Annotated in this window: 18 protein-coding genes; 13 read left to right on the top strand and 5 right to left on the bottom strand. The window is 73.2% G+C overall.

The window, feature by feature from the left end; genetic code table 11:
- Positions 1 to 73 precede the first annotated feature (73 nt).
- A complete protein-coding gene (locus WMF26_RS23065) occupies positions 74 to 649 on the bottom strand; it encodes a 2OG-Fe(II) oxygenase (protein WP_438002054.1) in 576 nt (191 codons plus the stop codon).
- Positions 650 to 771: 122 nt separating this feature from the next.
- Between WMF26_RS23065 and WMF26_RS23060 the strand changes: the two genes are divergently transcribed.
- The gene (locus tag WMF26_RS23060) at positions 772 to 3,657 is read left to right on the top strand and encodes a helix-turn-helix domain-containing protein (RefSeq protein ID WP_438002053.1); all 2,886 of its coding nucleotides are present in this window, start codon (positions 772 to 774) and stop codon (positions 3,655 to 3,657) included.
- A 217-nt stretch (positions 3,658 to 3,874) separates the two neighbouring features.
- Complete coding sequence (gene traA, locus WMF26_RS23055; protein ID WP_438002052.1) at positions 3,875 to 5,161, top strand: outer membrane exchange protein TraA family protein; 1,287 nt, start codon at positions 3,875 to 3,877, stop codon at positions 5,159 to 5,161.
- A 129-nt stretch (positions 5,162 to 5,290) separates the two neighbouring features.
- On the opposite strand, the gene WMF26_RS23050 is transcribed toward traA, so the two are convergent.
- Positions 5,291 to 5,779 (bottom strand): type II toxin-antitoxin system RatA family toxin, encoded by a 489-nt coding sequence (locus WMF26_RS23050; protein ID WP_061621430.1) that lies wholly within the window; start codon positions 5,777 to 5,779, stop codon positions 5,291 to 5,293.
- Between the two features lie 202 nt (positions 5,780 to 5,981).
- Here WMF26_RS23050 and WMF26_RS23045 point away from each other — a divergent pair, with 202 nt between their 5' ends.
- From WMF26_RS23045 to WMF26_RS22995, 11 genes are all read left to right on the top strand, one after another.
- Entirely contained in the window at positions 5,982 to 6,443 is a 462-nt protein-coding gene (locus tag WMF26_RS23045; protein WP_438002051.1) for a hypothetical protein, read from the top strand.
- Between the two features lie 102 nt (positions 6,444 to 6,545).
- Positions 6,546 to 7,139 (top strand): Uma2 family endonuclease, encoded by a 594-nt coding sequence (locus WMF26_RS23040; RefSeq protein ID WP_438002050.1) that lies wholly within the window; start codon positions 6,546 to 6,548, stop codon positions 7,137 to 7,139.
- A 154-nt stretch (positions 7,140 to 7,293) separates the two neighbouring features.
- Positions 7,294 to 11,124, top strand: coding sequence for a tetratricopeptide repeat protein (locus WMF26_RS23035; RefSeq protein WP_438002049.1), 3,831 nt, complete (start codon positions 7,294 to 7,296; stop codon positions 11,122 to 11,124).
- A gap of 490 nt (positions 11,125 to 11,614) precedes the next feature.
- Positions 11,615 to 12,523, top strand: coding sequence for a hypothetical protein (locus tag WMF26_RS23030; RefSeq protein ID WP_438002048.1), 909 nt, complete (start codon positions 11,615 to 11,617; stop codon positions 12,521 to 12,523).
- A gap of 261 nt (positions 12,524 to 12,784) precedes the next feature.
- Entirely contained in the window at positions 12,785 to 13,558 is a 774-nt protein-coding gene (locus tag WMF26_RS23025; protein WP_438002047.1) for a hypothetical protein, read from the top strand.
- A gap of 163 nt (positions 13,559 to 13,721) precedes the next feature.
- Positions 13,722 to 14,372: a hypothetical protein gene (locus WMF26_RS23020; protein ID WP_438002046.1), complete on the top strand. Its 651-nt coding sequence runs from the start codon at positions 13,722 to 13,724 to the stop codon at positions 14,370 to 14,372.
- A complete protein-coding gene (locus tag WMF26_RS23015; RefSeq protein WP_438002045.1) occupies positions 14,369 to 15,184 on the top strand; it encodes a phosphoribosyltransferase-like protein in 816 nt (271 codons plus the stop codon). Before WMF26_RS23020 ends, WMF26_RS23015 begins: the two co-directional genes overlap by 4 nt.
- A 208-nt stretch (positions 15,185 to 15,392) precedes the next feature.
- On the top strand, positions 15,393 to 16,910 hold the full coding sequence (locus tag WMF26_RS23010) for a metallophosphoesterase (protein ID WP_438002044.1): 1,518 nt from the start codon (positions 15,393 to 15,395) through the stop codon (positions 16,908 to 16,910).
- 166 nt (positions 16,911 to 17,076) lie between these two features.
- On the top strand, positions 17,077 to 19,167 hold the full coding sequence (locus WMF26_RS23005; protein ID WP_438002043.1) for a hypothetical protein: 2,091 nt from the start codon (positions 17,077 to 17,079) through the stop codon (positions 19,165 to 19,167).
- A gap of 8 nt (positions 19,168 to 19,175) precedes the next feature.
- The gene (locus WMF26_RS23000) at positions 19,176 to 20,162 is read left to right on the top strand and encodes a hypothetical protein (RefSeq protein ID WP_438002042.1); all 987 of its coding nucleotides are present in this window, start codon (positions 19,176 to 19,178) and stop codon (positions 20,160 to 20,162) included.
- A complete protein-coding gene (locus WMF26_RS22995; RefSeq protein WP_438002041.1) occupies positions 20,159 to 21,973 on the top strand; it encodes an ArnT family glycosyltransferase in 1,815 nt (604 codons plus the stop codon). The genes WMF26_RS23000 and WMF26_RS22995 overlap by 4 nt, the downstream gene beginning before the upstream one ends.
- A gap of 6 nt (positions 21,974 to 21,979) precedes the next feature.
- Here the strand turns inward: WMF26_RS22995 and WMF26_RS22990 are convergent, their stop codons facing one another.
- The 3 genes from WMF26_RS22990 to WMF26_RS22980 all read right to left on the bottom strand — a co-directional run bounded on the left by WMF26_RS22990 (position 21,980) and on the right by WMF26_RS22980 (position 24,853).
- Positions 21,980 to 23,452, bottom strand: a complete 1,473-nt coding sequence (locus WMF26_RS22990) for a hypothetical protein (protein WP_438002040.1) — start codon at positions 23,450 to 23,452, stop codon at positions 21,980 to 21,982.
- 65 nt (positions 23,453 to 23,517) lie between these two features.
- Entirely contained in the window at positions 23,518 to 23,733 is a 216-nt protein-coding gene (locus WMF26_RS22985; protein ID WP_061628901.1) for a hypothetical protein, read from the bottom strand.
- Positions 23,734 to 23,788: 55 nt separating this feature from the next.
- Positions 23,789 to 24,853, bottom strand: a complete 1,065-nt coding sequence (locus tag WMF26_RS22980; RefSeq protein WP_438002039.1) for a hypothetical protein — start codon at positions 24,851 to 24,853, stop codon at positions 23,789 to 23,791.
- Positions 24,854 to 24,903 lie beyond the last annotated feature (50 nt).

The raw sequence follows: 24,903 nt of genomic DNA, 5'->3' as shown, positions 1-24,903 counted from the left end.
GCGCGGCGCGGGGCCGGGCGCGCCGCGGCCGGGCTGAGGGCGCGGCGCGGGGCCGGGCGCGCCGCGCCGGACGTCAGCCGCGCCGGTACATCACGTCGGTGCGGAGCACGTACTTGCGCCCCCGCGTCACCGCGGCGCCCCGGTGGAGCCGCCGGTGCTCGAACACGAGCGCCATCCCGCGCTGCGGGACGATGCTCTGGCCGCCCCAGAAGTCGGTCGTGCCGCCCTCGAACTCGTCGTTCAGGTAGATCATCGCGGTGAACAGGCTCCGCTCGATCTCCGATCGCGGGAACGACCCGTCGCCGTGCCAGTTGAAGTACTCGCCCTCGGCGTACCGGTAGTAGCGGAAGCGCTCGTTCAGCCCGACCGCGCGGAGGGCGCCCCAGGTCGGCGGCGTCCACGGCGCGAGCCGCTCCCAGAGGCGGGCCGCGAGCGCCGGATCGTCCAGCATGACGCGGCCGTTGTTGCGCACCTCGAGGTCGATGACGCTGCCGCCCCCGATCGGCGCCTGCTCGAAGCCGTGCGCCTCGGCGCGCGCGATGAAGCCGTCGCACTCCTCGGGGGACAGGAGGTCCGTCACGGTGAAGATGCGGAGGTCGTCGGTGGTGGAGGTTCGCTGGGCGGGTCGTTCGGCGTGCATCGTGCTCATGCATCGACCATGCGTCCTGGCGGACCGGATCCGGAAGGGCGGGACCGGGCAGGACCGGGCAGGACCGGGCAGCGCGGTGGACAGGACGGCGCGGCATCGCCGATGATCGAGGGCGCGCAGCGATGGCACAGGTCCCCAGGGCGGGCCGAGGCGCGGAGCCCGCGGTCCATTTCAACCACGCGCTCCTGCTGCGGGCGCGCCTCGAGCTCGACCTGACGCAGGAGCAGGTCGCCGCGTCGATCGGCGTCGACGTGCGGACCTACCGCCGCTACGAGTCGGGCGCGGTCAACGACCCGCGGCTCGGCTTCTCGGTCCGGAGCCCGTCCCGGCGGCGCATCCTCGAGCGGCTCGGCGCCGAGCTCGGCCTCGCGGAGGCGGACCTGCTCGTCGGCGAGGCGGGGGGAGCGCCGGCGGCGGAGGGCGCGGCGGCGAGCGGGGCGGGGGAGGCGCCGGCCGGGGCCGAGGAGGCGGCCGCCAGGGCCGAGGAGGCGCCCGCCGGCGCAGCCGCCGCAGCCGAGGCGCAGGCCCCGCCCATCGCGCCTGCCGCCGCGCAGGGCGCCGCCCCGGCGTGGCGCCCGCTGCACGCGCACACGCTCCAGCGGGCCCGGCACTTCGTCGGGCGCGGCGAGATCCTCGACCGGCTCGCCGCGTGGGCCGCCGCCTCGCCGCCCTCGCCCCCGGTGCTCGCGCTCCTCGGCGTCGGCGGCGCCGGCAAGACCTCCATCGCCGAGCGCTTCCTCCAGGGGCTCGGCGACGCCCCGCGTCCCGGCGGGGTGCTCGTCTGGAGCTTCTACGACGACCCCAGGACCGAGGCGTTCCTCGACCAGGCGGCGGCGTACTTCGCGCCGGGCCCCGGCGCGTCCGGCGCGGCGGCGCCGCGGGCCCCGGCGGCGCCCGGCGAGCAGCTCGCGCGCCTCAAGGAAGCGCTGGGGCAAGGCCCGCCGCACCTGCTCGTGCTCGACGGCCTCGAGACCGTGCAGGCCGAGGGGGGCGCCGGCCGCGCGCACGGCGAGCTCCACGACGCGCTCCTCCGCCGGCTGCTCTGCGCGATCGCCGCGGGGCTCGGCGGCGCGCGCGCGCTCGTCACGTCGCGCTTCGAGCTCGCGGACCTCGCCGCCTGGGCCGACGGCGGGCTCGCGACGATCCGGCCGGAGCCGCTCGGCGAGGGCGACGCCGCGTCGCTCCTGCGCCGCTGGGGCATCCGCGGCGACGGCGACGCCCTCCGCGCGCTGTTCGAGCAGACCGGCGGCCACGCGCTCTCGGTCGCCGTGGTCGGCTCCTACGTCGGCGCGTTCCTCGGCGGCGACGCGGCCCGGCTCTCCGCGGCGGGCGCGGCGCACCTCGCCGAGGCCGAGCGCGACGACGTCCTCGCCCGCCGTCTGAGCTCGGTGCTGTCGGCCTACGCGCGCGCGCTGCCCCCGGGCGAGCGGGACCTGCTCGCGCGCCTCTCGGTGTTCCCGGGCGGCGCGAGCGAGGCGGCGCTGCTCCAGCTGATCCGGGCCGGCGGCGAGATCGCGGGCGCCATGGCGGGGTGGGGCGCCGCGGAGCTCGCCCGCGGGCTCGCGCGGCTCGAGCGGCTGGGGCTCGTGTTCGCGGCGCGGCAGGGCGAGCTCTGTTACTCGACGCACCCCTTCGTGCGGCAGCACTTCAAGTCGCTGCTCGCCGTCCCGCCGGATCGCATCCACGCCGCGGGGAGCGCCGCGCCGCCGCCGCGCCTCGACGAGGCGCCGCGCCGGGCGCCGCGGGAGCGCCGGGCGGTCGACGCGTACGAGGCGATCCTCGCCGAGCTGCTCGGCGCCGGGCGCGCGAGCGAGGCGTACGAGATCTACGCGTTCGGCCTCGGCGGCTTCGCGCACCTCGGGCTCAAGCTCGGCGACATGGCCCGCGGCGCCCGCATCCTGCGCGCGTTCGCCGGCGGCGACGACCCCCGCGGCATGCCGGCCTCGCTGCCCGCGCGCGTGCGCGCGTCGCTCGCGTACGACGCGGGCCTCTACGCGGGCGCGCTCGGCGATCTCGCGTTCGCGTGCGCCTGCTACGCGGCGCACAACGAGATCGCCGGGGCGCTCGCCGATCCCGCGCCGCTCTCGACCGGCCTGCGCACGCTGGCGTACACGGAGCGGCTGCGGGGCCGGCTGACCGAGGCGCGCCGCCTGCTCGAGCGCGCGTCGGAGGTCGATCGGCGCGGCGCGACGAGCGGCGTGCGCGCGTCGGACAGCGGCCAGGCGGTGCGCATCGCGGCGCTGCTCGCCGCGGTGCTGCACGACCTCGGCGAGGTCGACGCGGCCGGCGAGCATTTCGCGAGGGTGCGGGAGCTCGGCGACGCGCCGGTGGCGCGCCGCGCGCTCTGGGAGGCGGAGCACGACCTCGCGCTCGGGCGCCGGGAGAGGGCGCGCGAGGCCACGGAGCGGAACATCGCCGAGTGCCGGCGGCGGGGCTGGGAGGGCCACGTGGCGCACGGCCACACGCTGCTCGGCCTCGCGCTGCTGGACGGCGGCGAAGGCGGCGACGAAGGTGGCGTCGCGGACGACGGCCGCGTCGCGCGGGCGGAGGCGCACCTCGTCGAGGCGCGGCGCTGGGCCTCGGCGACGGGCGAGGTGGAGGTCGCGCTGCGGTGCCACGAGCTCGCGGCGCGGCTCGCGCTCGCGGCCGGGCGACCCGACGAGGGCGCGCGGCAGGCGCAGGAGGGGCTGCACGTGGCGGAGACGTGCGGGTTCGGCCCGTTCCGCGCGCGGCTCGCGGTGGTCGCCGCGCGGTGCGCGCTGGCCCGCGGCGCGGGGGAGGCGGCGCCCGCGGCGGCGCTCGCGGACGCCGCGGTGGCGTGGGCGGGCGAGGACGCGTGGGCGAGGGCGGACGCGCTGCACTGGGCGGGCGTGGCGCGCGCGGCGGCGGCGCGCGGCGGGCAGCTCGCGCGTGGCCGGGAGCTGTTGACCGAGGCGGCGGCGTTGCGGGAGCGCCTGCGCCACCCGGAGGCGGGGGCGTCCCGGGCCGCGCTGGCGGGGCTCGGGTGAGGGGAGGGAGCGCGTCGCGTGTCGTGCGAGAGCGCGGCCGCGCGCTGGCGAACGGGCGCGCGGATTTGTGCTTTTCCCCGTTTCGTGGTCGGAGGCCGGGGTGCCCGTGTACCATTTCGCGGTCGCCTTCAGGTGATGTCGACCAGCATCCACGCAGCTTCCGCGACCGGTTGCGCCGGCTGCGCCGGCTGCACTCCCTTCTTCGCAAGGAGCGTCCATGTTCCCCCGACCTTCCTCCCTTACCGTCTCCTCCGTCATCGCCCTCTCCCTCGCGCTCGGAGCCTCGGGCTCCGCGAGCGCCGAGCCGGTGAGCATCACCGGCGATCCGGTCGCACCGCTCCCCGCCGAGAAGGGCGCCGGCCTGTGCGGCGCGCACAGGATATCGACCGACGCGGAGGCCGACTTCTACGTCTCGCCGGCCACGGCCGAGGGTTTCATCGAGAAGATGACCGCGTTCTTCGATCCGGGGCAGACCGATATCGAGAGCTTCGTGGTGAGCGCGCCGCTCGATTTCTCGAACAACTACGCCGCCGGGAACGAGTGGAGCTTCGGCGATTTCGTCAACGCGGTCCCCGACTGTTCGGAGGGAGGGTGCGACTTCGCGTCGAACGAGCCCAACGTGGCGTTCGGCATGCGCCTGCGCGGCTACCTGGCCGTGTCGCCCGAGCACGTCGATCAGCCGGTCCACTTCGGCATCTTCGCCGACGACGCCGTGGCCCTGGTGCTCTACGACGCGGAGCAGACCGCCTATCCGGTGCTGGCGCAGCCCCTCAAGCTCGGCCTCACCACGTGGCGCATGACGAACACCGTCACGTTCGCGAAGGAGGGCCTGTATCCGGTCGAGGTCCTCTACGCCGGCATCGCCGAGCATTCGGCGCTCGAGGTGTCTCTGCTGGTCGGCGAGTTCGAGGATTTTCAGCTCGGCGCCGGAGAGCCTGGCAGCGTGAGCCTCGCGGAGTCCGGCTTCGCCATCATCGAGCCGGCGTCGCTCTATCAGGCCTTGTCGGGCGGCGACGCGGACCCGGACGAGGCCTCCTGTACGCAGTGCAGCCGCGAGCTCGTCGACAAGGCTGGAGAGGCGACCGGCTGCGCGGCGGGCGCCTACTGCAACAGCGCCGCGCTGTGCGCGCCGTGCGCCGTCGACGGCTTCTGCGGGCCCTCCTGCAGCCCGTGCCGCGGCGAGACGCCGCGTTGCGCCCTGGTGGAGGGGACGCCGGAGTGCGTGGCGTGCGCGAGCGACGCGGACTGCGGCGACGGCGAGGTCTGCGACCTCGAGGCGCACGCCTGTGTCGCGGACCCGTCCGAGCCGGGCGCGGGCGGCGCGGGCGGGGACGGCGGGGGCGGCGGCGGCGCGGCGCCCAACCCGGGTCCGGTGGACGATGGCGGCGGCTGCGGGGTCGGCGGCGAGCGGCGGCCGGGCGGCGGGCTCGCCTTGGCGCTCGCGGGGCTTGGGCTCGCGCTCGCTCGCGCGCGCGCTCGCCGGACGCGGGGGGCCTCACGGTAGCGCGCGTCCACGGAGCGCGCCCGGCGCTGAGCTCCGGCGGCGCGGTCTCCTGCGGCGCCGCGGCCTCCTCCGGCGGCGCCGCCTCTTACGGCGGCGCGCCTCCTGCGGCGGCGCCGCCTCGCCGCGGCGTCAGGTGGCCGCCGGGCCGCGCCGCGGCAGGCGTTGCAGGATGTCCGTCGTCTCGGCGCTCCGCTTGAGCCCGGCGAGGCGCTGCTCGATGTCGCGCCTCAGCACGGCCGCCAGGACCGGCTCCAGCACCGGGGCGAGGACCCGCGGGCGCGCCGTGAAGTTGTAGCGGAAGGTGACGCGGGTCCGCCGCGGCGACAGCGCCTTGAAGAGCCACGCGCCCGAGAACTGGCGGAAGATCCGCGGCCCGTCGGCCATGGTGATGGCCACCTGCTCCGGCGGGTTCAGGGTGATGTAGCGGGCCTCCATGGACAGCCCGTTCTTCGCCCGCACCCACACCCGCACGCCGACGGCGGGCGCGGTCGCGCCGTCGCGGTAGCGCATCTCGCGGAGGAACGGGTCCCACTCGAGCCGGAGATCGTAGTCCTGGGACAGCGCGAAGAGCTCGTCGGGAGCGGCGTCGATCTCGGCGGTGCTCTGGATCGTGGGCATGGCGCTCAGGATAGGGCCGCGGGGAGAGCGGTGGCGAGGGCGCGCTGCGCGATCTGGCGGTGCGCGCTTGATGGCGCTGAGTTGTCTGGGCTCCTCCGGGGAGGAGCAGCGCATTCACGCGCTTATCGACCCGTAATTGGCTGCCGGTGTGATGCGCGCCGGCTCGTTGACGTCTCCCGCGGACCCGGGTAGTCCGCCGTTCATGGGCCATCGATCGGCGTTCGTGCTCGTTGTCATGGCAGCCGGGGCGCTCGCGCTGGGCGGCTGCAACCGGGGGTATCAGACGGCCGCCGAGCTCGAGTCCGCGGAGCGCGGGCCGACCCACTGCGCCAGCTCCTGTTACTCGCTCGGGATGAGGATGTCCGCCTTCGTGCTCGTGGACCGCGCCGTGGCGGGCTGCGTGTGCGAGCCGGTCCAGGCGCCGGCCGGCCCTTACGCCGCGCCGCCGCCGGCCGGAGCGGCGCCGGCCGCGCCGCCTCCCGGTGCCCCGTCGCCCCCGGCCTCCCCGTCGCCTCCGGCCTCCCCGTCGCCTCCGGCCGCCGCGCCCCCGTCCGCGCAGCCCCAGGGCCGCGCGTCGGCGGGGGCCGCGGCGGCCTACGCCGTGATCGAGGCGTACCGGAACCAGCAGGAGGAGCAGCAGGCGCTGCGGGCCGCGCAGCCGTAGTGAACTCGCCGGGGGAGGCAGCGCGACGAGACCTGCCCCTCGGAGAAGACTCACGGCACCGTTGGCTCTTGGAGGAGCCCGCGTGGCATCCTCGGCAGGACCATGAACGAGCCGGCGCGCAAGATCATCTGGACGTATGCCGAGTATCTCGACCAGGAGCGGGCGAGCCCGACGAAGCACGAGTTCCTGAACGGCGAAATCTTCGCGATGGCCGGCGGGACGCCCGAGCATGCGCGCCTGTGCCTGAGCGTCGGCGCCGAGCTCCGGGCGCACCTCCGCGGGCGGCCCTGCGTGGTCTATTCCTCAGACCTACGCGTCCGGGTGCAGGCGACGGGGCTCTCCACGTACCCGGACGTCAGCGTCGTTTGGAGCAGGCTCGAGTGCGATCCCGAGGACGCGGACGCCGCGCTCAACCCGATCGTCCTGATCGAGGTCCTCTCCGACAGCTCGGAGGCGTACGACCGGGGGCAGAAGTTCGCGCACTACCGGTGTATCCCCTCGCTCCGGGAATACGTGCTCGTCTCGCAGCACGAGCCGCGCATCGAGGTGTTCCACCGCAACGAGGATGGCTCGTGGACGCTCCGGGAGGCGCGTGCGGGGGAGGGGGCGGAGCTCCAGGCGATCGGGTGCACCCTGTCGGTCGACGACGTGTACCGAGATCCGCTCGCCCAGGCCGCGCCGGCGGCGGAGGGGTGAGTTCGGGAGTCGCGATGAGCTCCCGACGGTCGGCTGGATGAGCCGCATGCTCTGAACATCGCTGCGCGGCCGGCCGATGTTGCGGCCGGCGTCGAGGACCAGCGCCCCGACCGCGCCCTTCACCGTGCATCCCCCGTCGCGTACGATACCGCGAATGTCCAGGTCGCTGCCCGCGATGGTCGACCTCCGGCTGGATCTGGGGGGCGCCTTGATCCTGAGCTGGACCGAGGCGCCTGGGCCCAGGAACAAGGCCGTTCGCCCCGAGGAAATCGCGCACCTCCGCCGCCTGACCGAGGCGGTAAGCCGCGCCGAAAGCCAGCGCGAGAGCGTAGCGATCGTGGAGACCCGCGCGGCCCTGAGCGCCGCCCTCGTCGAGCTACTCGACGGCCCCGAACGCGCCCTCGGGCAGCGCATTGCGAGGGCGGACGCCGAGCGCCGCCGGCTCGATCTCGTCGTGCGCGCGCGGAGCGACGACCGCGGCGCGCTGCGCGCGCACCCCGCCACGTGGATGCGGTGGGAGCTCCTGCCGTTCGCGGAGACGCGCCGCCGCCGCGCGCCGCCCCTCACGGTCGTCCTGCAGCTCGGGCCCCAGGACCTCGGCGCTCCTCGCATGCTGGAGAGCGGCGGCCTGCGCATCGCGTTCATGGCGTTCTCTCCTCACGATGCCCGGCCCGAGTTCGACTTCGAGCGGGAAGAAGAGGAGCTGCTCGCCGCGATCGCGCCCATGGCCGAGCGGCGCCGCGCCCGGTTGCGCGTCGTCGAGGGAGGCACGCTGGAGGAGCTCCGCGACGTGTTGCTCCTTGAGCGCTTCGACGTCGTGCACCTGAGCGGCCACGGGGTGCAGACGCCCGGCGGACCGCGGCTCGTCCTGGAGGACGCGTTCGGCGCCCGATGCTACGTCGAGCCGGCGGAGCTCATCGAGGTGCTGGAGCGGGCGAAGGCGATGCCGGAGCTCGTGATGGTTTCGTGCTGCAACAGCGCCGAGGTCCGCGGCTCGGTCGCGAGCTTCGCGGCGGAGCTCGTGGCGGCGGGCGTGCCCAACGTGGTCGGCTGGACGCGTCCGGTCGGCGACGGGATCGCCATGCTGGCCGCGTCGGTGCTGTACGAGCAGATCGGCGCCGGCAAGACGCCGGTCGAGGCCATGTACCGCGCCCGCGAGCAGATGCGCCGCGAGGAGGAGCGCGCGCCCGCGCCGGCGCATGCCTGGGGAACCCTGCACCTTGTCAGCGGATCGGCGGCTGGATTCCGCATCGACGATCGCGCCGAGCCGCTGAGCGAGCGCGTCGATCGCGACGAGGTCTACAGGTTCCTGGGCAGCCGCATGCGCGTGCTCAAGACGGGCTTCGTGGGCCGGCGGCGCCTCGTGCAGCGGCTGCTCCGCGTGGTCGTTCGCGGGCAAGATCTGGAGCACAAGAGCGGGGCGCGCGACGTGGCGGGCGCGTGCGTCTTCGGGATGAAGGGCGTCGGCAAATCGTGCGTGGTGGGCCGAGCCATCGAGCGCGCCAAGCAGCACACGCCGGAGCTAGCCGTGGTGGTCGTGCACGGCGCGATCGACGAGCGCGCCGTGCTCGATGCGTTCCAGGAGGCTGTTGCCGTCGGCGGAGGAGACGGGACCGCGGAGAAGCTGCTCGCCCGCGCCGAGGAGCGGGTGTTCCAGCGCGTGCGGCGCCTGATGGAGCACTGGCGCAGGCGGCCTGTGGTCGTCGTGCTCGATGATTTCGAGCAGAACCTGGATCCAGGCACGAGCGGCCCCTGGCTGGTGAAGCCCGAGGCGGCCGCGCTGCTCGAGGCGCTGCTGCCCACGTGCGCGACCGGCAAGCCGAAGCTCTTGATCACCTCGACGGCCGAGTTTCGTGTGCCGTGGGCGAACGAGCGGGCGCTCGCCTTCGTGCCGGTCGGGGCGCTCGACCGCGCGGCCGTGAGAAAGCTCTGGGCGCGCGGGCATGTGTCGAATGAGCTTGCCAACGTATCGCTCGAGAGCTGGCATGACCTGGCCGACCGGCTGGGGCGCAATGCACGCGTCCTTGCGTGGGCGCGCGCGCTGCTGGCGGGCAAGACCGACGAGGAGCTCGCCGCCGTCGCTGCCAGCGCGTCGGCGAAGCTGCCGGTCTGGGCGCCGGGCGACGAGGCGAGCGAGAAGAAGCACGCCGAGCTGGCCGAGCTGTTCTTGCGCCACATGGCCTACGAGCAGGCCCGGGCGGCCTTTGGCGAGCCGGCGCTCGAGTTCGTGAAGCGGGCGCGCGTCTTCGAGGCCGCGGTGCCCAGGGAAGCGTTCGCGGCGCTCGCCGAGGGGCTCGCCGTCGACCTCGACCGGGATCTCGACGTGCTGGCGAGCTGGGGGCTGCTGGAGGTCGGCGAGCTCGACGGCGTGCGAGCGTACCGGGTGAGCCCGCTGGTCGAGCCGCGATTCGAGGCGGACGATGCGGCGCGGTGGCATGAGGTTGCGGCCGAGGCCTGGGAGGCGCTGGCTGACAAGACGGCGTCGGACGCGGTTTGGATCGAGCGCACGCAGGCGGCGTGGGAGCATGCGCTGCAAGGCACGCATGTGGCGCGCGCGGAGCGCCTCGCGCGCCGGATCGATGCAGCGTTCGATCATGCCGGCCTCTATGCCCACAACCTCCGTCTCGCTCAGCGCCACGTGGACGCACTTCCCGGATCGCCATTCGGGCACCGATGGCTCGGTTATGCCGAGTTCAGGGCGGGGCAGTCTCCGTCTCGCGCCGTGGAGCGCATCCGGCGAGGCCATGCCCTTCTGGCCCAATCCCTCGGCACAGAGCAGCACCCCGACGTTGCTGCGTCGCTACACGTGCTGGGCGTGGTGCTGCGGGTGCAGGGTGACCTAGCCGGAGCGCGCCATGCGCTGGAGCGGTCACGTGGCATTTGGTCCGAGGTGCATGGCACGGAGGAGTACCCTGAAGTTGCGTCATCACTGCATGCGCTGGGTATTGTGCTGCGGGCGCAGGGCGATCTCGCGGGAGCACGCGATGCGTTTGAGCGCTCGCTGTCGATCAAGATCAAGGTACACGGCACGGAGGAGCGCCCCGACATCGGTGCGTCGCTACACGAGCTGGGCGGCGTGTTCATGGCGCAGGGCGACCTCGCGGGAGCGCGCGATGCGTTTGAGCGGTCGCGCGGCATCTTCGCCAAGGTACACGGCACGGAGGAGCACCCCGACGTCGCTGCGTTGTTGCACGCGTTGGGCCATGTCTTCATGGCTCAGGGCGACCTGGTGGGAGCGCGCGAGACGCTTGAGCGGTCGCGCGGCATCTTCGCCAAGGTACACGGCACGGAGGAGCACCCCGCTACCGCTGCGTCGTTGCACGCGTTGGGCGGTGTGTTCATGGCGCAGGGCGACCTGGCGGGAGCGCGCGATGCGTTTGAGCGATCGAGCAACATCTTGGCCAAGGTGCATGGCACGGAGGAGCACACCGATGTGGTTATGGTGATGCACGAGCTAGGCAGAGTGCTAAGGGCGCAGGGCGACCTGGCGGGAGCGCGCGATGCGTTTGAGCGATCGAGCAACATCTTGGCCAAGGTGCACGGCACGGAGGAGCACGCCGACGTCGCTGCGTCTCTGTACGAGCTGGGCGGCGTACTAACTGCACAGAATGACCTCACGGGAGCGAGGCAGGCACTCGAGCGATCGAGCAACATCTTGGCCAAGGTGCACGGCACGGAGGAGCACGCCGACGTCGCTGCGTTGCTGTGCCATAGAGCAGCAATCCTGGAGGCCGAAGGCCAGCTCGAGCAAGCCGCTACTTCCTACCGAGGCGTTCTAGCTATCCAGGAGAAGTACTATGGCACGCTTGACCAGTGTCACTCTGCCGCAATTGAAGTGGCGCTCGCAATGTTGCTCGTCCGCCTCGACCGCGAGGATGAAGCTTGCGAGCTCCTCAGCCATGCTGTCGGCGTCCTCATCGAGCAGGTACCAAACCACCCCTTCCTGGAGCAGCTTCGCGCGCTCACGCTGGAGCAGCCAGGCTAACCTGCACTCCCCATTACGCCCCTCGCCGACCCCACGCGGTCCCGCCCTCGCCGGGTCTCCGCGCTCGCCTGCGCCGACTCGCGCTGCACCGGCTTCGTGCATCGTAGCGCTGCCCGCTGCCCATCTCACGCCGGGCGGCGTGCCAGGGAAAACCACACGAGTCGCTCCGCCGCCGCAGCGTCGTGCTGGGTGACACTACGCAGGTCCCGTCGGATACCGCCGGGCCTGCCGAGTGACACTACGTGTGCCCCGCCGTTCACGGCTCTGCCTGCAAAATGACACTACGTGTGTCCCGCCGTTTACAGATCCCCCTGCGAAATGACACTACGTGACCTCATCCACACCCGCCCCAGGCTCCGCCGCCAGCCTACGTGCCTCCTCTCGCAGCCCCACCCCCGTCGCGTCGAACTCCTGCGCTCCTCCCCGTCCGAGCACACATCCGGCGCCGATCTGCCCCACGGCCCCGCTCGCTCGGATCTACGTTCCCACGATGGCCAAAGCCAAAACCCAACACCCCTCCACCGGGAAGTCGCCCACCGCGACTCCCACGGCACACGCAACCTACCGCGCCTGCTACCAGCGCTTCGCCCCGCTGGCCGCCGATCTCCCGGAGCGCGACGTCGAGGTCTGTCGCGCGGACGTGCGGATCGCCTTCGCCAACGTGAAGCGCGGCGTCCAGGCCGCCTGCGCCGAGCCGGCGCGCATCCGCAAGGCCCTTCCCGAGCTGCCGCTCGATGACGTGCTCGCGCTGCCGGACCTCGGCCGCGCCCTGGTCTTCGCCGCCACGCGCGTCACGGCGAAGGCCGCGAGCACTCGTGAGATCGACGCCAAGCTGAAGCTCGTCATCGAGCTGCGCGAGCCGATGCTCACGCTCGCCGAGACCCTGGCCAAGCGCGGCCTCCTGCCGAAGGACGTGGTGGCAGAGATCCGCGCCGGAAGCGGCAAGTACGACCTCGCCAGCGACGGCATGGCGCTCGCCCACCTGTACGAGGAGCACGCGGCCGTGCTCCGCGGCAAGCACCCCTTCACCCAGGAAGAGCTCGATCTGCTGCGGGAAGCGAGCGAGTGGCTGCTCGACACCCTCACCCCCGAGGGCGCCCGCCGGCCCGCGGCCAAGCAGCGCGGCGAGGCCGAGAAGATGCGCGACCGGCTCTGGACCCTCCTGGTCCGCCGGTACGCGGACGTCCGGAAGATCGCTTATTACTTCCACGGCGACGCGTTCGAGGAGGCGACGCCGAAGCTCCAGTCGCGCCTCGTGAGCACCGCTGCCGAGCAGGAAGAAGAGGCGGAGCAGGCGAGTGAAGAGGGAGAGGAAGCCGACGAAGAGGACGGCGACGAAGAGGACGGCGACGAAGAGGACGGCGAGGGAGAGGAAGCCGACGAAGAGGACGACGCCTAGCGCCGCCCGCCAGCAGTCCGGCCAGGGATGGCCGGACTGCTGCGCCCCTGGCTCGGCGCTCGACTCGCTCGACGCTCCCGGCGAGGCGCCGCCGCGACGGGGCCCGCGGCGCGGCGCTCCCGGACACCGGCGGCGTCAACCGGCAGGCGCGGCCTCGGGTGCCGGGCTTGCGCCGTCCGGCGGGGTGGGGGTAACCTGCACCTTGCTTCGATCGGATCACTCCGCCCCGCTCCGCGCCGGGCGAGCATCCTGAGGCGGCCGATGTTCGAGCTCTCCTGGCCCGGTGTCCGCTACTGCATGGAGGCCCTGCGGAGCCCTAAGCATCGGAACGAAGCCATCGGGGCGATCGCCGAGGCAGGGAGGATCCAGCCGTCGACGGAGTACAAGTACCTCCGGCTTGCAGAGCGGCTGGGGCTGGTCGTTCGGGACGCCGACGGCAACCTGGCCCTGGTGAAGAAGGCCGGAGGGCCGGAGGAGCTGATCGAGGCATCGACCCTGGTCCGGCTGTTCCACGCGCGAAGACGGCTCCTGCTCCCGCCCTTCGATCCGGAGGACAACCCCATCGAGGCGTTCGGGGTTCGCGACCCGGCCGCGCTCCGCTCCGCGGCCAAGCTGGCGAAGCACCTCCCCGTGACCACGGAAGAGGACCGCGAACGCGGAGCCTCGACCCAGATGGAGGAGCTATCACCGCACGCCGCGATGGTCCTGGAGATGACGAGGCTGTGGAGCGATTCGCGCGGGTGGACGACCGTGCCGCCCCTCCTCAGCGCAGTAAAAGCGTTCGATCTGTTCGAGCGGCTCACGGGGACCTCCGCCGACGCCTTGGAGGCGTTCGTCCACGCGTGCATGCTCCTCTACGGCAAGAGGCTCGTGCGGCTCAGCATCGTTCAATATGCCACCGCGGCGAACCGGCCGTTCGCTCCGTTTCGCACCTCGCTCGGCTACATCAAGTGGATCCACTCCCCCGCTCCTCATCGAGGCCCCACGCATGCCGAACCCGTTCAAGCGCCAAGGCAGCTCGTATCGTTCGGGTGATTGGTGGGCCTGGCCGCTCGGTCTCCTCGCCCAGCTCGACGCGGAGCTCACAGGAGACTGCCCCCAGACCATCGCGCTCGTCGGTGACATCGGCTCGGGGAAGACGACCGCCCTCGATGCTTACCGCGCCCGCGTCGCCGAGACCTAACGCAAAGACATCTTCGTGCGGATCGACGTCGGCAAGCGATCTGCCGAGCAGTGGACGACGATCCATCGTGACATCTACGTCGAGCTGGTGGCCGCGCTCGGCGTCGAGGCGCACGACAACGCCGTCAAGAAGCTGAACCTGAGCGCGCGACACACCGGCAACTACCTCCAGCAGCACGAGATCTTCGACGTCGTAGAGGCGATGATCCAGCACTCCGTGAGCGGGGGTGCCGGCGTGCATGTGCTCCTCGACGAGTGCCAGCGACGGATGGAGTACTACGAGCGCGGCCGTGCCCGGGCGCAGATCGACTCCTGGTTCGAGCTGCTCAAGAACATCGCAGAGGCAGTCTCCCGCGGCGGTGGTCGCTTGCTCATCACCACGACGCCGAGCCCGTGGGACGGTGCACCGCAGCATGTGCGTCACAGGTTCGTCGACCTGCGTGCGGACGCTCCCATGGCAGGTGAGATCCAGGCCTTCATCATGGAGGGGCTGAAGCACGTCGATAAAGACAAGCCGGATCAGGCCGACGCCGGGCTGGGAGCGCTCGTCAAGGCGAAGCACCCCGCGCTGATCACGCCGCGCCAGCTCCACGACCTGCTCTGGAAGATGTGGAACAAGGCCAGGAGCGCTGGCGCTTCGATGCTCGTCGAGGAGCACCTGCCGTGAGGCCACCGCAACGGCACCCGCTCTACGTCCAGATGTTCCCCGACTATGAGCCCCGGCTCACCGCGGTGCTCGCCCAGCTCGCGGGCTACCGTGTCGCGGAGCGGATCGACTGGCATGCGCGCGTCGAGGCCTGGCTCTCGAACTTCGAAGGGCTCCGTGACCAGCGCCTCGCCATGACAATGATCGAGCGGCTCCGCGTGGTGTCGGAGGCGGAGATCATCAAGGGCTGCCGGAGCTTGCTCGAGACCATCCAGGCGTCGCTCCCCAGGAAAGCTCGCCTGCTGCACTTCGCGCACGAGACCAGCGGGGGGTTGCTCGTCCGGCTCCTGGAGAAGGATCTACGCGTCCGGAGCTTCGCGGTGCTCCGGCAAGCGGACTTCACGAAGCTCGGCGCCCTCGGCAAGCTGCGCGACGGCGATGCGGTCGTCGTCTGGGACCGCTTCAACGGCACCGGGCGACAGCTGGCCAAGATCGTGAAGCTCTACGGGACGGCTTTCGACGGCTCGGGGAGGAAGATCGGCGCGCTGCACTTCGCCTATATCGCAGGGCACCGACCCAAGAAGGTCCTGCCATCGGGCGCTGTCCTGCACCGGTGGATCGTCGACATCCCCGTGGTGTCGCCGGAAGAGAAGGACATGTGCGATCGGTACGCCGAAGCGGCCGGCGCGACCGAGACCAACCGCAAGTACGAGACGGGGGCGCTGCTCACGTTCGCGGACAACCCGCCGAACAACGCGCCCCTGGTGCTCCGCGCGCCCGGCAGCGACGGCTGGTCCCCGCTGCTGGCCCGGAAGGAGACGGCGCGGCCTTGAGCGGCAGCGTCGCCCTTCCAAGTGCGCGCTAGACGCCGGCAGCCCCGCCCTGGTGCTCCGCAACACCGACACCCCAGCGACGACTGCCCGCCTGCTCGCCCCCGAGCTCGCCCTCCCGCTCGCCGTCGAGGCACGCGGCTTGCGTTTCCTGCAGCGCAGGGGGCGCGGCCGGTCTCATGGCGGGATCGCTCGACCCCGGAGCAAGGCGATGGACGGCGCAGCCAGGGACATCTTCGTCATCAGCGACCTGCACCTCGGCGACGGCGGCGTGCGCGACAACTTCGATAGCGGCAAGAAGACGCCACAGCTGCGCGCATTTCTCGACCACGTGGGCAGCGAGGGGGGCGAGCTCTTCGTCCTCGGCGACCTCTTCGAGCTCTGGCAGATGAACCTCAGCCTGCTGCTCGTGAAGCGGCGCTCGCTCCTCGACCAGCTCGCCACGCTGCGGCTCACCTACGTGCCCGGCAACCACGACATCGACCTCGCGCACTTCATCGACACGGACTTCCTCCATCACCCCTTCTTCGCCGCCATGCGCGCGCCGTTCGTCCGGGAGCTCGGAGGCAAGCGGTTCCGCTTCTCGCACGGGCACGAGACCGATCCCTTCAACGCCGGCGACGATCCAGGCTTCGGCCGCATGCTCGCCATCTTCGCCGGCGTGTGGGAGGACGAGAACGGCTCTCCGCTCCTCGAGAGCGGCGAGAGCGTGGAGGACGTCCTCGAGCAGTTCGGCGAGTCGATGCTGACGATCTGGCGGCGCGCCCTGGCGACGATGCACGGGCGCGGCGCGAAGCGGGACGTGCGCCCCACCTCGGCCCTGACGCCGGCGCAGAACCCGGATCGGCTCGGCGAGCACGTGGCCGGGGTCCGCGCAGCGCTGGAGAGGGGGGGCGACCACGACGTGGCGGTGCTCGGGCACACCCACAAGCCAGGTCGTATCGGCGATTGGTACTTCAACAGCGGATCCTGGACAGGCCCCCACAATCCCTTTCTCCGCATCTCCCCGGACGGTCACGTGCGCTATCTCGAGTGGAAGGACGGCCGCGAGATCGAGCGCGAGATGCCGGTGGTGCGCCCGGAGGCGGGGCCCGGCCGCGCGCCGCCGGCGAAGAAGAATCCGATCGTCGCGGCGCGCATCGCCGCGCGGACGCTCTTCCCGAAGCCGACCCGGCCGGAGCGCTCCCGGTGGGTCCTCATCGCGCAAGGCGCCCTCGCGCTCGCCGTGGGCGCCGGCGCCCTGACGATCTCCGTCGGTCAGGGCTCGTCCGCGGGGTGGCGGCTGCTCGTCTCGGCGTTCGCGGTCTACGCGCTCGCCGATGGCGCCCTGTCGCTGCTCGGGGCGTCGCGCGAGCCGCCCGTCCGGCGCCTCCTCTCGCGCGTGCGCGGCGTGGCGAGCCTCCTGCTCGGCCTCCTCGTGCTCCGGCGCGGCTACGTGGTCGAGATCTTCGTGGTCCTCGTCGGGATCTGGGCGTTCGTCTCCGGCGCGCTGCGCGTCGCGGCGTCGGTCGTGCTCAAGGGCATGGTGGAGTCGAGGTGGCTCTTCCTGGTGGGCACAGGCTCGATGCTCGCCAGCCTCGTCCTGCTCTCGCTCCCCGCGTCGGCGGTGCTGCTCAAGTACGCGCTCGCCGCGTATCTCTGCTACTACGGCGCGGGAGAGCTCCTGGCCGGCATCTTCGGACAGCGGCTGCCCAGGGCGGGCTGGGGTCCTGGCCCGAGCCGCGCATGACGTTGCGGTAGCCGCTAGAGCGCTTCTCAGCTGCGACGGAGACACCGTGCGTCGTCGAAGACGCCGAGGACGTGACGTCATCGGCCGAGACGCTCAGGGCGACGAGACCTCGCCTGCAGAAAAGGGGTCGGAGCCCCGAGCGCGCCCAACTACGGTAGCTCCAGCCATGAAGACCGCCCTCCCGACCCCCGCCTCCCGCGCCCCGCTCGCCGGGCTCGCCGCGCTCGCCGGGCTCGCCGCCCTCGCCGCGGGGGCCGCCTGCGTGCAGCCGCACGCCCCCCCGCCGGCCGAGCCGCCCAAAGCAGCCGAGCCAGCGCCCCCCGCCGCCCAGGCCGCGCCCTCGCCGCCGCCGTTCGGGCAGATCCCCCGGCTCGACTTCAACCGCATCGCCGTGGAGCTCGATCTGCCGCTCTTCTGGATCGCGGACCGGAACAGCTCGGGCGCCGTCGAGCCCGACGAGGTCGCCGCCCTCTGGCACCACACCAAGGCGCCCGCCTGGGTCGCCTCCGGGGCCTTCACCCCGGAGTTCACCTCGGCCTACGCCGCCATGCTCAAGATCAAGGCCGAAGGCCATCCGCGCGCCGGCCTCGACGAGGCCGAGCAGCGCCGCCGCGACGCCGTGCTCGCGGAGCTCGCGGCCGGCCGGCCGTCGCTCCTCCGGTCCGACTTCCGCGGCGCGTCCGCCGAGGACCGGGCCATCGTCGGCCACCTGCTCAAGGTGGCCGCGCTGATCGACCAGATCCACGCGAAGCAGCTCGGCTCCGCGGGCATGGCCGACAAGATCCCGGCCGACGACCCGGCGAGCCGCGCGCTCTTCTGGCGCAACCAGGGGCCCTGGTGCGAGCAGCCGAAGACCCGCAACGATCCGAGCTGCAACGCGCTGCCCGGCAAGCCGCCCCGCGTGACCGGCGCCTACCCGGCGCGGCTCCAGCAGGACAAGAAGTTCTGCGCCGCGCTCGAGGCGCGGCGCGACCAGCAGGCGCTCCTCTCGCCGTTCACCCTGGTCGTCGAGGAGGGCGGCGCGCTCAAGGCCGTGCCGTACAGCGAGGCCTACAAGCCCGAGATGGAGGCGGTGAGCCGGGAGCTCAAGGCCGCGGCCGAGGCGATCCAGAGCCCCGGCGAGGCCGCCTTCAAGGCGTACCTGCTCGCGGCGTCGCAGGCGTTCCTCGACAACCAGTGGGAGCTCGCGGACGAGCCGTGGTCGAAGATGAACGCCGAGAACTCGGCGTGGTACCTGCGCGTGGGGCCGGACGAGACGTACTGGGAGCCGTGCAGCCGCAAGGCGGGCTTCCACGTGAGCTTCGCGCGCATCAACCAGGAGTCGCTCGCCTGGCAGAAGAAGCTCGACCCGGCGAAGGCCGACATGGAGGCGGCCTTCGCGAGGCTCGCGGGCGCGCCGTACAAGGAGCGCAAGGTCGCGTTCCACCTGCCCGACTTCATCGACGTCGTGCTGAACGCCGGCGACTCGCGCGCCGCGACCGGCGGGACCGCGGGGCAGAGCCTGCCGAACTGGGGGCGGGTCGCGACCGAGGGCCGCGGCCGCACCGTGGCGATGGTGAACCTCTTCGACGACGACGACAGCCGCGCCGCCCTCCGGGAGGCCGCCGCGTCGCTCCTCTGCAAGGCCACGATGGAGAGCGTCTCGCTCGAGCGGCCCGCCGCGACGCTGGGCACGGTGCTGCACGAGGCGGCCCACAACCTCGGGCCGACGCAGAACTACAAGGTGAAGGGCAAGACCGACAACGAGATCTTCGGCGGGCCGCTCGCTACGATGCTCGAGGAGTTCAAGGCCCAGACCGGCGCGCTCTTCTTCACCGGCTGGCTCGCCGAGCGGGGCGTGATCGATCCGGCGCTCGCCCGCATGGCGGAGACGCGGGAGGTGATCTGGGCGCTCGGGCAGGTGGGGCAGGGGATGTACACCGCGGGCGGCGAGCCGCGGCCGTACGGCCAGCTCGCCGCGATCCAGCTCGGCAGCCTGCTCGACGCGGGCGCGCTCGGCTTCTACCGCGGCGAGGCGGCGGCGAACGGCGCGGACAAGGGGTGCTTCTCGATCCAGGCCGACAAGCTGCCCGCCGCGGCGGAGGCGCTCGCGAGGACGGTGCTCGGCATCAAGGCGCGCGGCGACAAGGCCGCCGCGCAGCGCCTGCGCGACGACTACGTCGAGAAGGAAGGGGCGTGGAAGGCGCTGCGCGGGGTGATCGAGGAGCGCATGCAGCGCATGCCGCTCGGCAGCGTCGTGTACGCGATCGAGCTGTAGGCGCCGCCATGACCGCGGCGCAACCGCAACAGACGACCCCGCCCGCGCGCCGGTCGGCGAGCACGCGCGGGCGGCGCCGCGCCCTCGGCCTGCTCGCGCTCGTCGGCCTTCCCGCGCTCGGCCTCGGCGAGCTCGCGGCGCACGTCCACTTCAGCGAGCGCGCGCCGGGCTTCGACGCATGGCGCGAGGTGAAGGCGCCCCTCGAGGCGATGAGGCAGCCCGGCGACCTCGTGGTCGTGGCGCCCGCGTGGGCCGATCCGGCGGCGCGCCGCGCGCTCGGCGACGCGCTGATGCCCCTGCGCGACGCCGCGCGGCCCGACGAGAGCCGGTACGCGGCCGCCGTGGAGATCAGCGTCCTCGGGCAGCGCGCCGAGGAGCTCGCGGGCTTCCGCGAGGAGGCGCGGCAGCAGCACGGCCGCTTCGTGCTCCGGCGCCTCGTGAACCCGTCGCCCGCGCGCGTCGTCTACGACTTCGTCGATCACGTCGCGCCCGCGTCGGCGGACGCGCGCGTCACCGATCCGCCCGCCGCGTGCCGCTGGAACCCGCGCGCGCGGATCGCCGCCGGCGGCCTCGGCGGCCACCCGACGTTCCCCGCGGAGCGCTTCGAGTGCCCGGGCGGCCCGTTCTTCAACGTGGGGGTGACGGTGATCGCCGACGAGGAGTTCCGCCCGCGCCGGTGCATCTGGTCGCACCCGCCCAGGGACGGCGAGATCGTCACGCGCTTCCGCGACGTGCCGCTCGGCTCGGTGATCCGGGGGCACGCGGGCATGTACTGGATCATCGAGCGCGAGCGGCAGGGCGCGCCGGTCACGCTGTCCGTGCGCGTGAACGGCGAGACCGTGGGCGAGGCGACGCACCACGACGGCGACGGGTGGGCGGCGTTCGAGTTCCCGCTCGCGGCCCACGCGGGCGCGGCGAACGCCGAGGTGGAGTTCGCCGTGAGGTCCGCGGATTACACGCACCGCCACTACTGCTTCGAGGCCGACACCCGATGAAGCGAACGGCGCCCCTCGCGCCCGCCGACGGGCTCGTCGCGATCGCGCTCGCGGCGGCGTACGTCGCCCTGCTGCTCGCGACCGCGGGCGATCTCGGCTACGCGCGCGACGAGGGGTTCTACTTCTTCGCCGCGAACCGCTACGGCGCGTGGTTCCAGGCGCTCCTCGAGGCGCCCCGCGCCGCGCTCCGCCCGGAGGTCGTCGACGCCGCCTGGTCGGTGAACCACGAGCACCCCGGCCTGATCAAGTCGCTGTTCGCGCTGTCGAACCTGCTCCTGCAGAAGCGGCTCGGGCTCTTCGCCATGGAAGGCACGAGCTACCGCTTCCCGGCGATGGCGCTCTCGGGCGCCGGGGTCGCGCTCGTGTACCTCTGGGGAACGCAGGCGCGCGATCGGCTCGCCGGCGCGTCCGCGGCCGTGCTCTTCGCGATGCTGCCGCGGTACTTCTACCACGCGCACCTCGCGTGCTTCGACGCGCCGATCGTGACCGTGTGGGCCGCGTGCGCCTACGCGTACTGGCGCTCGCTGCGCGACGGCGGCGCGCTCTGGCCCGTGCTCACCGGCATCGCCTTCGGCCTCGCGCTCGACACCAAGCACAACTCGTGGTTTTTGCCGATCGTCTGCGTCGCGCACGCCGCCGCGCTGGAGCTCCGGGAGCGGATCGTCGCGCGCCCGGCGGCGGCGGAGGCCGCGCCGGCGCCGCCGCGAGGAGCCCGGCGCTCGGTCGCCGCGCTCGCCGCGATGGCGACGATCGGCCCGCTCGTCTTCTACGCGCTCTGGCCGTGGATCTGGCGCGACACGCTCGCGCGCCTGCGCGAGTACGCGTCGTTCCACCTGAACCACGAGTACTACAACATGGAGTTCCTCGGCCAAAACTACTGGACGCCGCCGATGCCGAGGGCCTACGCGCCGCTGATGACGGCGGCGACGGTGCCCGCCGTGACGCTCTGCCTCTTCGCCGCGGGGCTCTGCGCGGCCGCGCGCGAGCGCCTCGTCTACCCGCTCGCGCGGGCGGCGGCGCGGCTCGCGCCCGAGAGCGGGAGGCTCGCCGCCGCCCGCGCGATCGCCGCGCGCCTCCGCCCGCCGCCGCCCGACGCCGGCGGCACGGCGCTGCTCTGGTTCCTCGCCATCGCCGCCGTCTACGGCGCGTGGCTCTCGCCGAGCACGCCGATCTTCGGCGGCACCAAGCACTGGATGACGGCCTATCCGTTCATCGCCCTGTTCGCCGGCGCCGCGTTCTCCGCCGCGGTGAGGCGCGCGCGCGTCGGGCTCCGCGCGCTGCTCGTCGCCCGGCGCGGCGCCGGCGCGACCGCCGGCGCCTCCGCGCCGGGGGCCGCGCTCGCCGCCGCGGCGCGCGGGCCGCTGGTCCCGGCGCTGCTCGGGGCGGCGGTGGTCGCGGCGCCCATCGCCGAGACGCTGCACGCGCACCCGTGGGCGCTCTCGGCCTACACGCCGCTGGTCGGCGGCGCGCCCGGCGCGGCGAGCCTCGGGCTGAACCGCACCTTCTGGGGCTACACCACGGGCGCGGTCGTGGACTACCTCAACGAGCACGTCCCGCCCCGGGGGACGGTGTACATCCACGACACCGCCGGCCAGGCGTGGGACATGCTGCTGCGCGACGGGCGCCTGCGAAAGGACATCCGCGGCGTCGGGGCGGCCGCGGGCGCGGACTTCGCCCTGTACCACCACGAGAAGCACATGCTCGGGCAGGCGTACCAGGCGTGGGTCGCGTTCGGGACCACGAGCCCGGATCACATCGCCGGGCTCGACGGCGTGCCGGTGATCCTGGTCTACCGGAACCGGGCCCGCTGAGGGCGATCAGCGCTTCTTCGCCGCCGCCTTCTTCGCCGGCGCCTTCGCCGCCTTCTTGGCGGGGGCGGGCGAGGACTTCTTGGCGGCGGGGGCCTTCGCCGCCTTCTTGGCGGCGGTCGCCGCGGTCTTCCCCGTCGCCGCCCGCTCCGACGCGGGCGCCTTCTTCGTCGCCGCGGCCGCCTTCTTCGCCGGCGCCTTCTTCGCGCCCCGCGCCGCCGCGGCCCTGGGCTTGCTCGCCGCGGGCCGCTCGGACGCCGGCTCGGCCGGCTTGCGGGGCTTCCCGCGCGCGGCGAGCTTCTTGGACGGCGTCTCGTCCTCGAGCTCCTCGCCCTCGTCCTCGAGCTCCTCGCCCTCGTCCTCGAGCTCCTCGTCGTCGAGGTCCTCGGCGTCCCCCTCGTCGTCGAGCTCCTCGTCGTCGAGGTCCTCGTCCTCGAGATCGTCGTCCTCGAGATCGTCGTCCTCGTCGACGCCGTCCTCCTCGAGGTCGTCGTCCGCGCGCACCGGCTGCGGCGCGGGCTCGCGGTGCCGCGACGCCGGGGCTTCGCCGCGCTGCGGGGCGGCGGCCGGCCTGCTCGCCGCGCCGGGCGCGCCGAGCGGCTCGCCGAGCAGGGCGGCGACGTCGCGCGTGAACTCCGTCATGTGGCTGTCGACCTCGAGCGCGTCCTGCTCGGACAGCGGGGTGAGCTTGAGCCGGAGAACGCGGTCGCCCGCGATCTCCCACGACGCGGCGCAGCCGCCCTCGCGCAGCATCCTCGAGGCGATGGCGTCGATCCGCTGGCGCAGGCCGGCGCGCGCGCCGGGGTCGACCTTGCGCTGCAGCTCGAAGCGGCGCTCCAGCATCGGGAGCGTCACCACCTTCGCCTCGACGAGATCGGAGAGCTCGTCGGCCACCGCCTCCTCGATCTCGAGCCGGGCGTCCGGGTCGCTGCTCCCCAGCGAGAACGTCGCCTCGCGGAGCTCGGGATCGTACGACGTCAGCTTGCCGCCGGCGCTCTGGGCCGCGCGCGCCAGCGACTCGCGCAGCACCTCCGCCGGCGCGCGCTTGCCGACCGTCGAGGCGACGTACCCGAGCGTGTCGAGCCGCACCTGCACCGGGCCGTCGTCCTCGAGGCCGAGCTCGGGCCGCGGGCCGAGCAGCGCGTCGCGCATCACACGGAAGACGTCGCGCTTGATCACGTTGTCCTCGGTGAAGATGTCCTCGACGTGCTCGGAGTCCATCAGCGTGCTCGTCAGGCTCGCGACGAGCTCCTCGACCTGGTCGTCGATCTCGTCGGTGCCGAACGTGGTCGTGACCTCCCCGTCGACGAGGGCCCACGGCTCGAGCCGGGGCGCGATGGCCGCGATGTCCGCGGACATCTTGTCCTCGAGCTCGCGCGCCAGCGCGGTCGCGCCGCCCCTGGCCACGAGGATGTGCCCGTGAGCCTTCAGCGCATCGACGATGCTCGTGGAAAGTCGGCGGGAGAGGTTGCGCTCGTTCACGAGGCGCGCAGCTTACACGGTTTGCGCGGCCTGGCGATACTTCGGAGCGCGCGGATCGGCCGTGCTCAGGGGTCGTTCTCGATCACCTTGATCAGCACGCCGCCGATCCGCTGCGGGATGGCCGCGCGCGCTGCCTCGGCCCCTCCGGACCGGACGCTCACGCGGACGATGAAGCCGACCCCGTCCTCTCGCTCGACCCCGACGCCGACACACCACGGCTCGCCGGCGATCTTGGCCTTGAGCTCGTCCTTGGCCCGCCGGGCCGATCCCACGTCGCTCATCTCGTTCACCTCTCCGTAAGTTGGCGCGCGAGCGCGCCGCTGCATCCGCCCGCGCTCACTCGCTGTATCCGACCGCCAACACCTGCCACGTCGCGGGCGCGTCGGCGACATCCACGATGCTCGCCGCGAACTCGCCGCTCGCCGACGGGGCGAGATCGCCGCCCGCCACGGGGATCTGACCGACGCTGACGATCTTGCCGTCGGCGCCGTAGAGCGAGACGATCGCGAGCACGGACCGGGCCGCGAAGGCGGACTCGTTCGTGATCCTGCCGGCCACCTGGTACGGGCTCTGCCCGCGCGTCGGCGTGAATTTCGTGTCCGCGATGTTGAGCTTGGCCAGCTTCCCCCGGAACGTGGCGGGCGCGGGGGCGACCTCGGCCTTGAACGTGGCGAGCCCGGGGGGACGCGGGGCGGCGAACGCGCAAGGGACCTTCTCGCCCGGCGGCAAGAGGCGCACCTGGGTCGCGCAGTCGCCGCTCAGGAGGGCGACGTCGCCGGCGCCGTAGAGCGTGACCTTCGCGCTCGGGGAGCCGATGGCCACCGTGCCGGTGTTGTGGATCTCGCCGACGAAATGCAGGAGCTTCCCGGCGCGCGCCGGGAAGCTCCGGACGTCGCGGATCTCGGCGCGGAGCACGCCTCGCTCCGCGGCCGCGTCGGCGGGGGGATCGGCGACGGGCGCCGTGGGCAGCGGCTCGGGGAGCCTGGCCATCTCGCGGGCGGTGACGCCCGTGGAGAAGTAGATGAGCACCGCGCCCGCGAGGATGCAGAGCAGGAAGACGGCCCCGCAGCCGATGCCGAGGATCAGCGCGAGGTTCGACCGCCGCGGCGGGGGCCCGACCGGCGCGCCGCCGAAGCCGCCCGGAGCGGGGCCGAACGCCTGCGGGCGCGGACCGTAGCCGCCGGGCGGGCCGTAGCCGCCCGGAGGACCGTGGCCGCCAGGGGGACCATGGCCGCCGGGAGGACCATGGCCACCGGGAGGGCCGTAGCCGCCGGGAGGGCCGTAGCCGCCGGGAGGGCCGTAGCCGCCGGGAGGGCCGTAGCCGCCGGGAGGGGCTCCACCCGGCGGATAGCCGCCAGGGGGGTGGTTTGCCGCGCCGAGCGGTGCGCCCTGCTGGTCCATGCGGCCCGCAGTATGCCGGAAAAGCGGCCCGATCGATCCACCCCGCGGCG

It is taken from the genome of Sorangium sp. So ce185 (genome assembly GCF_051526825.1).
In the GTDB taxonomy this organism is placed as follows: domain Bacteria; phylum Myxococcota_A; class Polyangia; order Polyangiales; family Polyangiaceae; genus Sorangium; species Sorangium cellulosum_D.
This window is presented reverse-complemented; position numbering and strand designations above follow the sequence as displayed.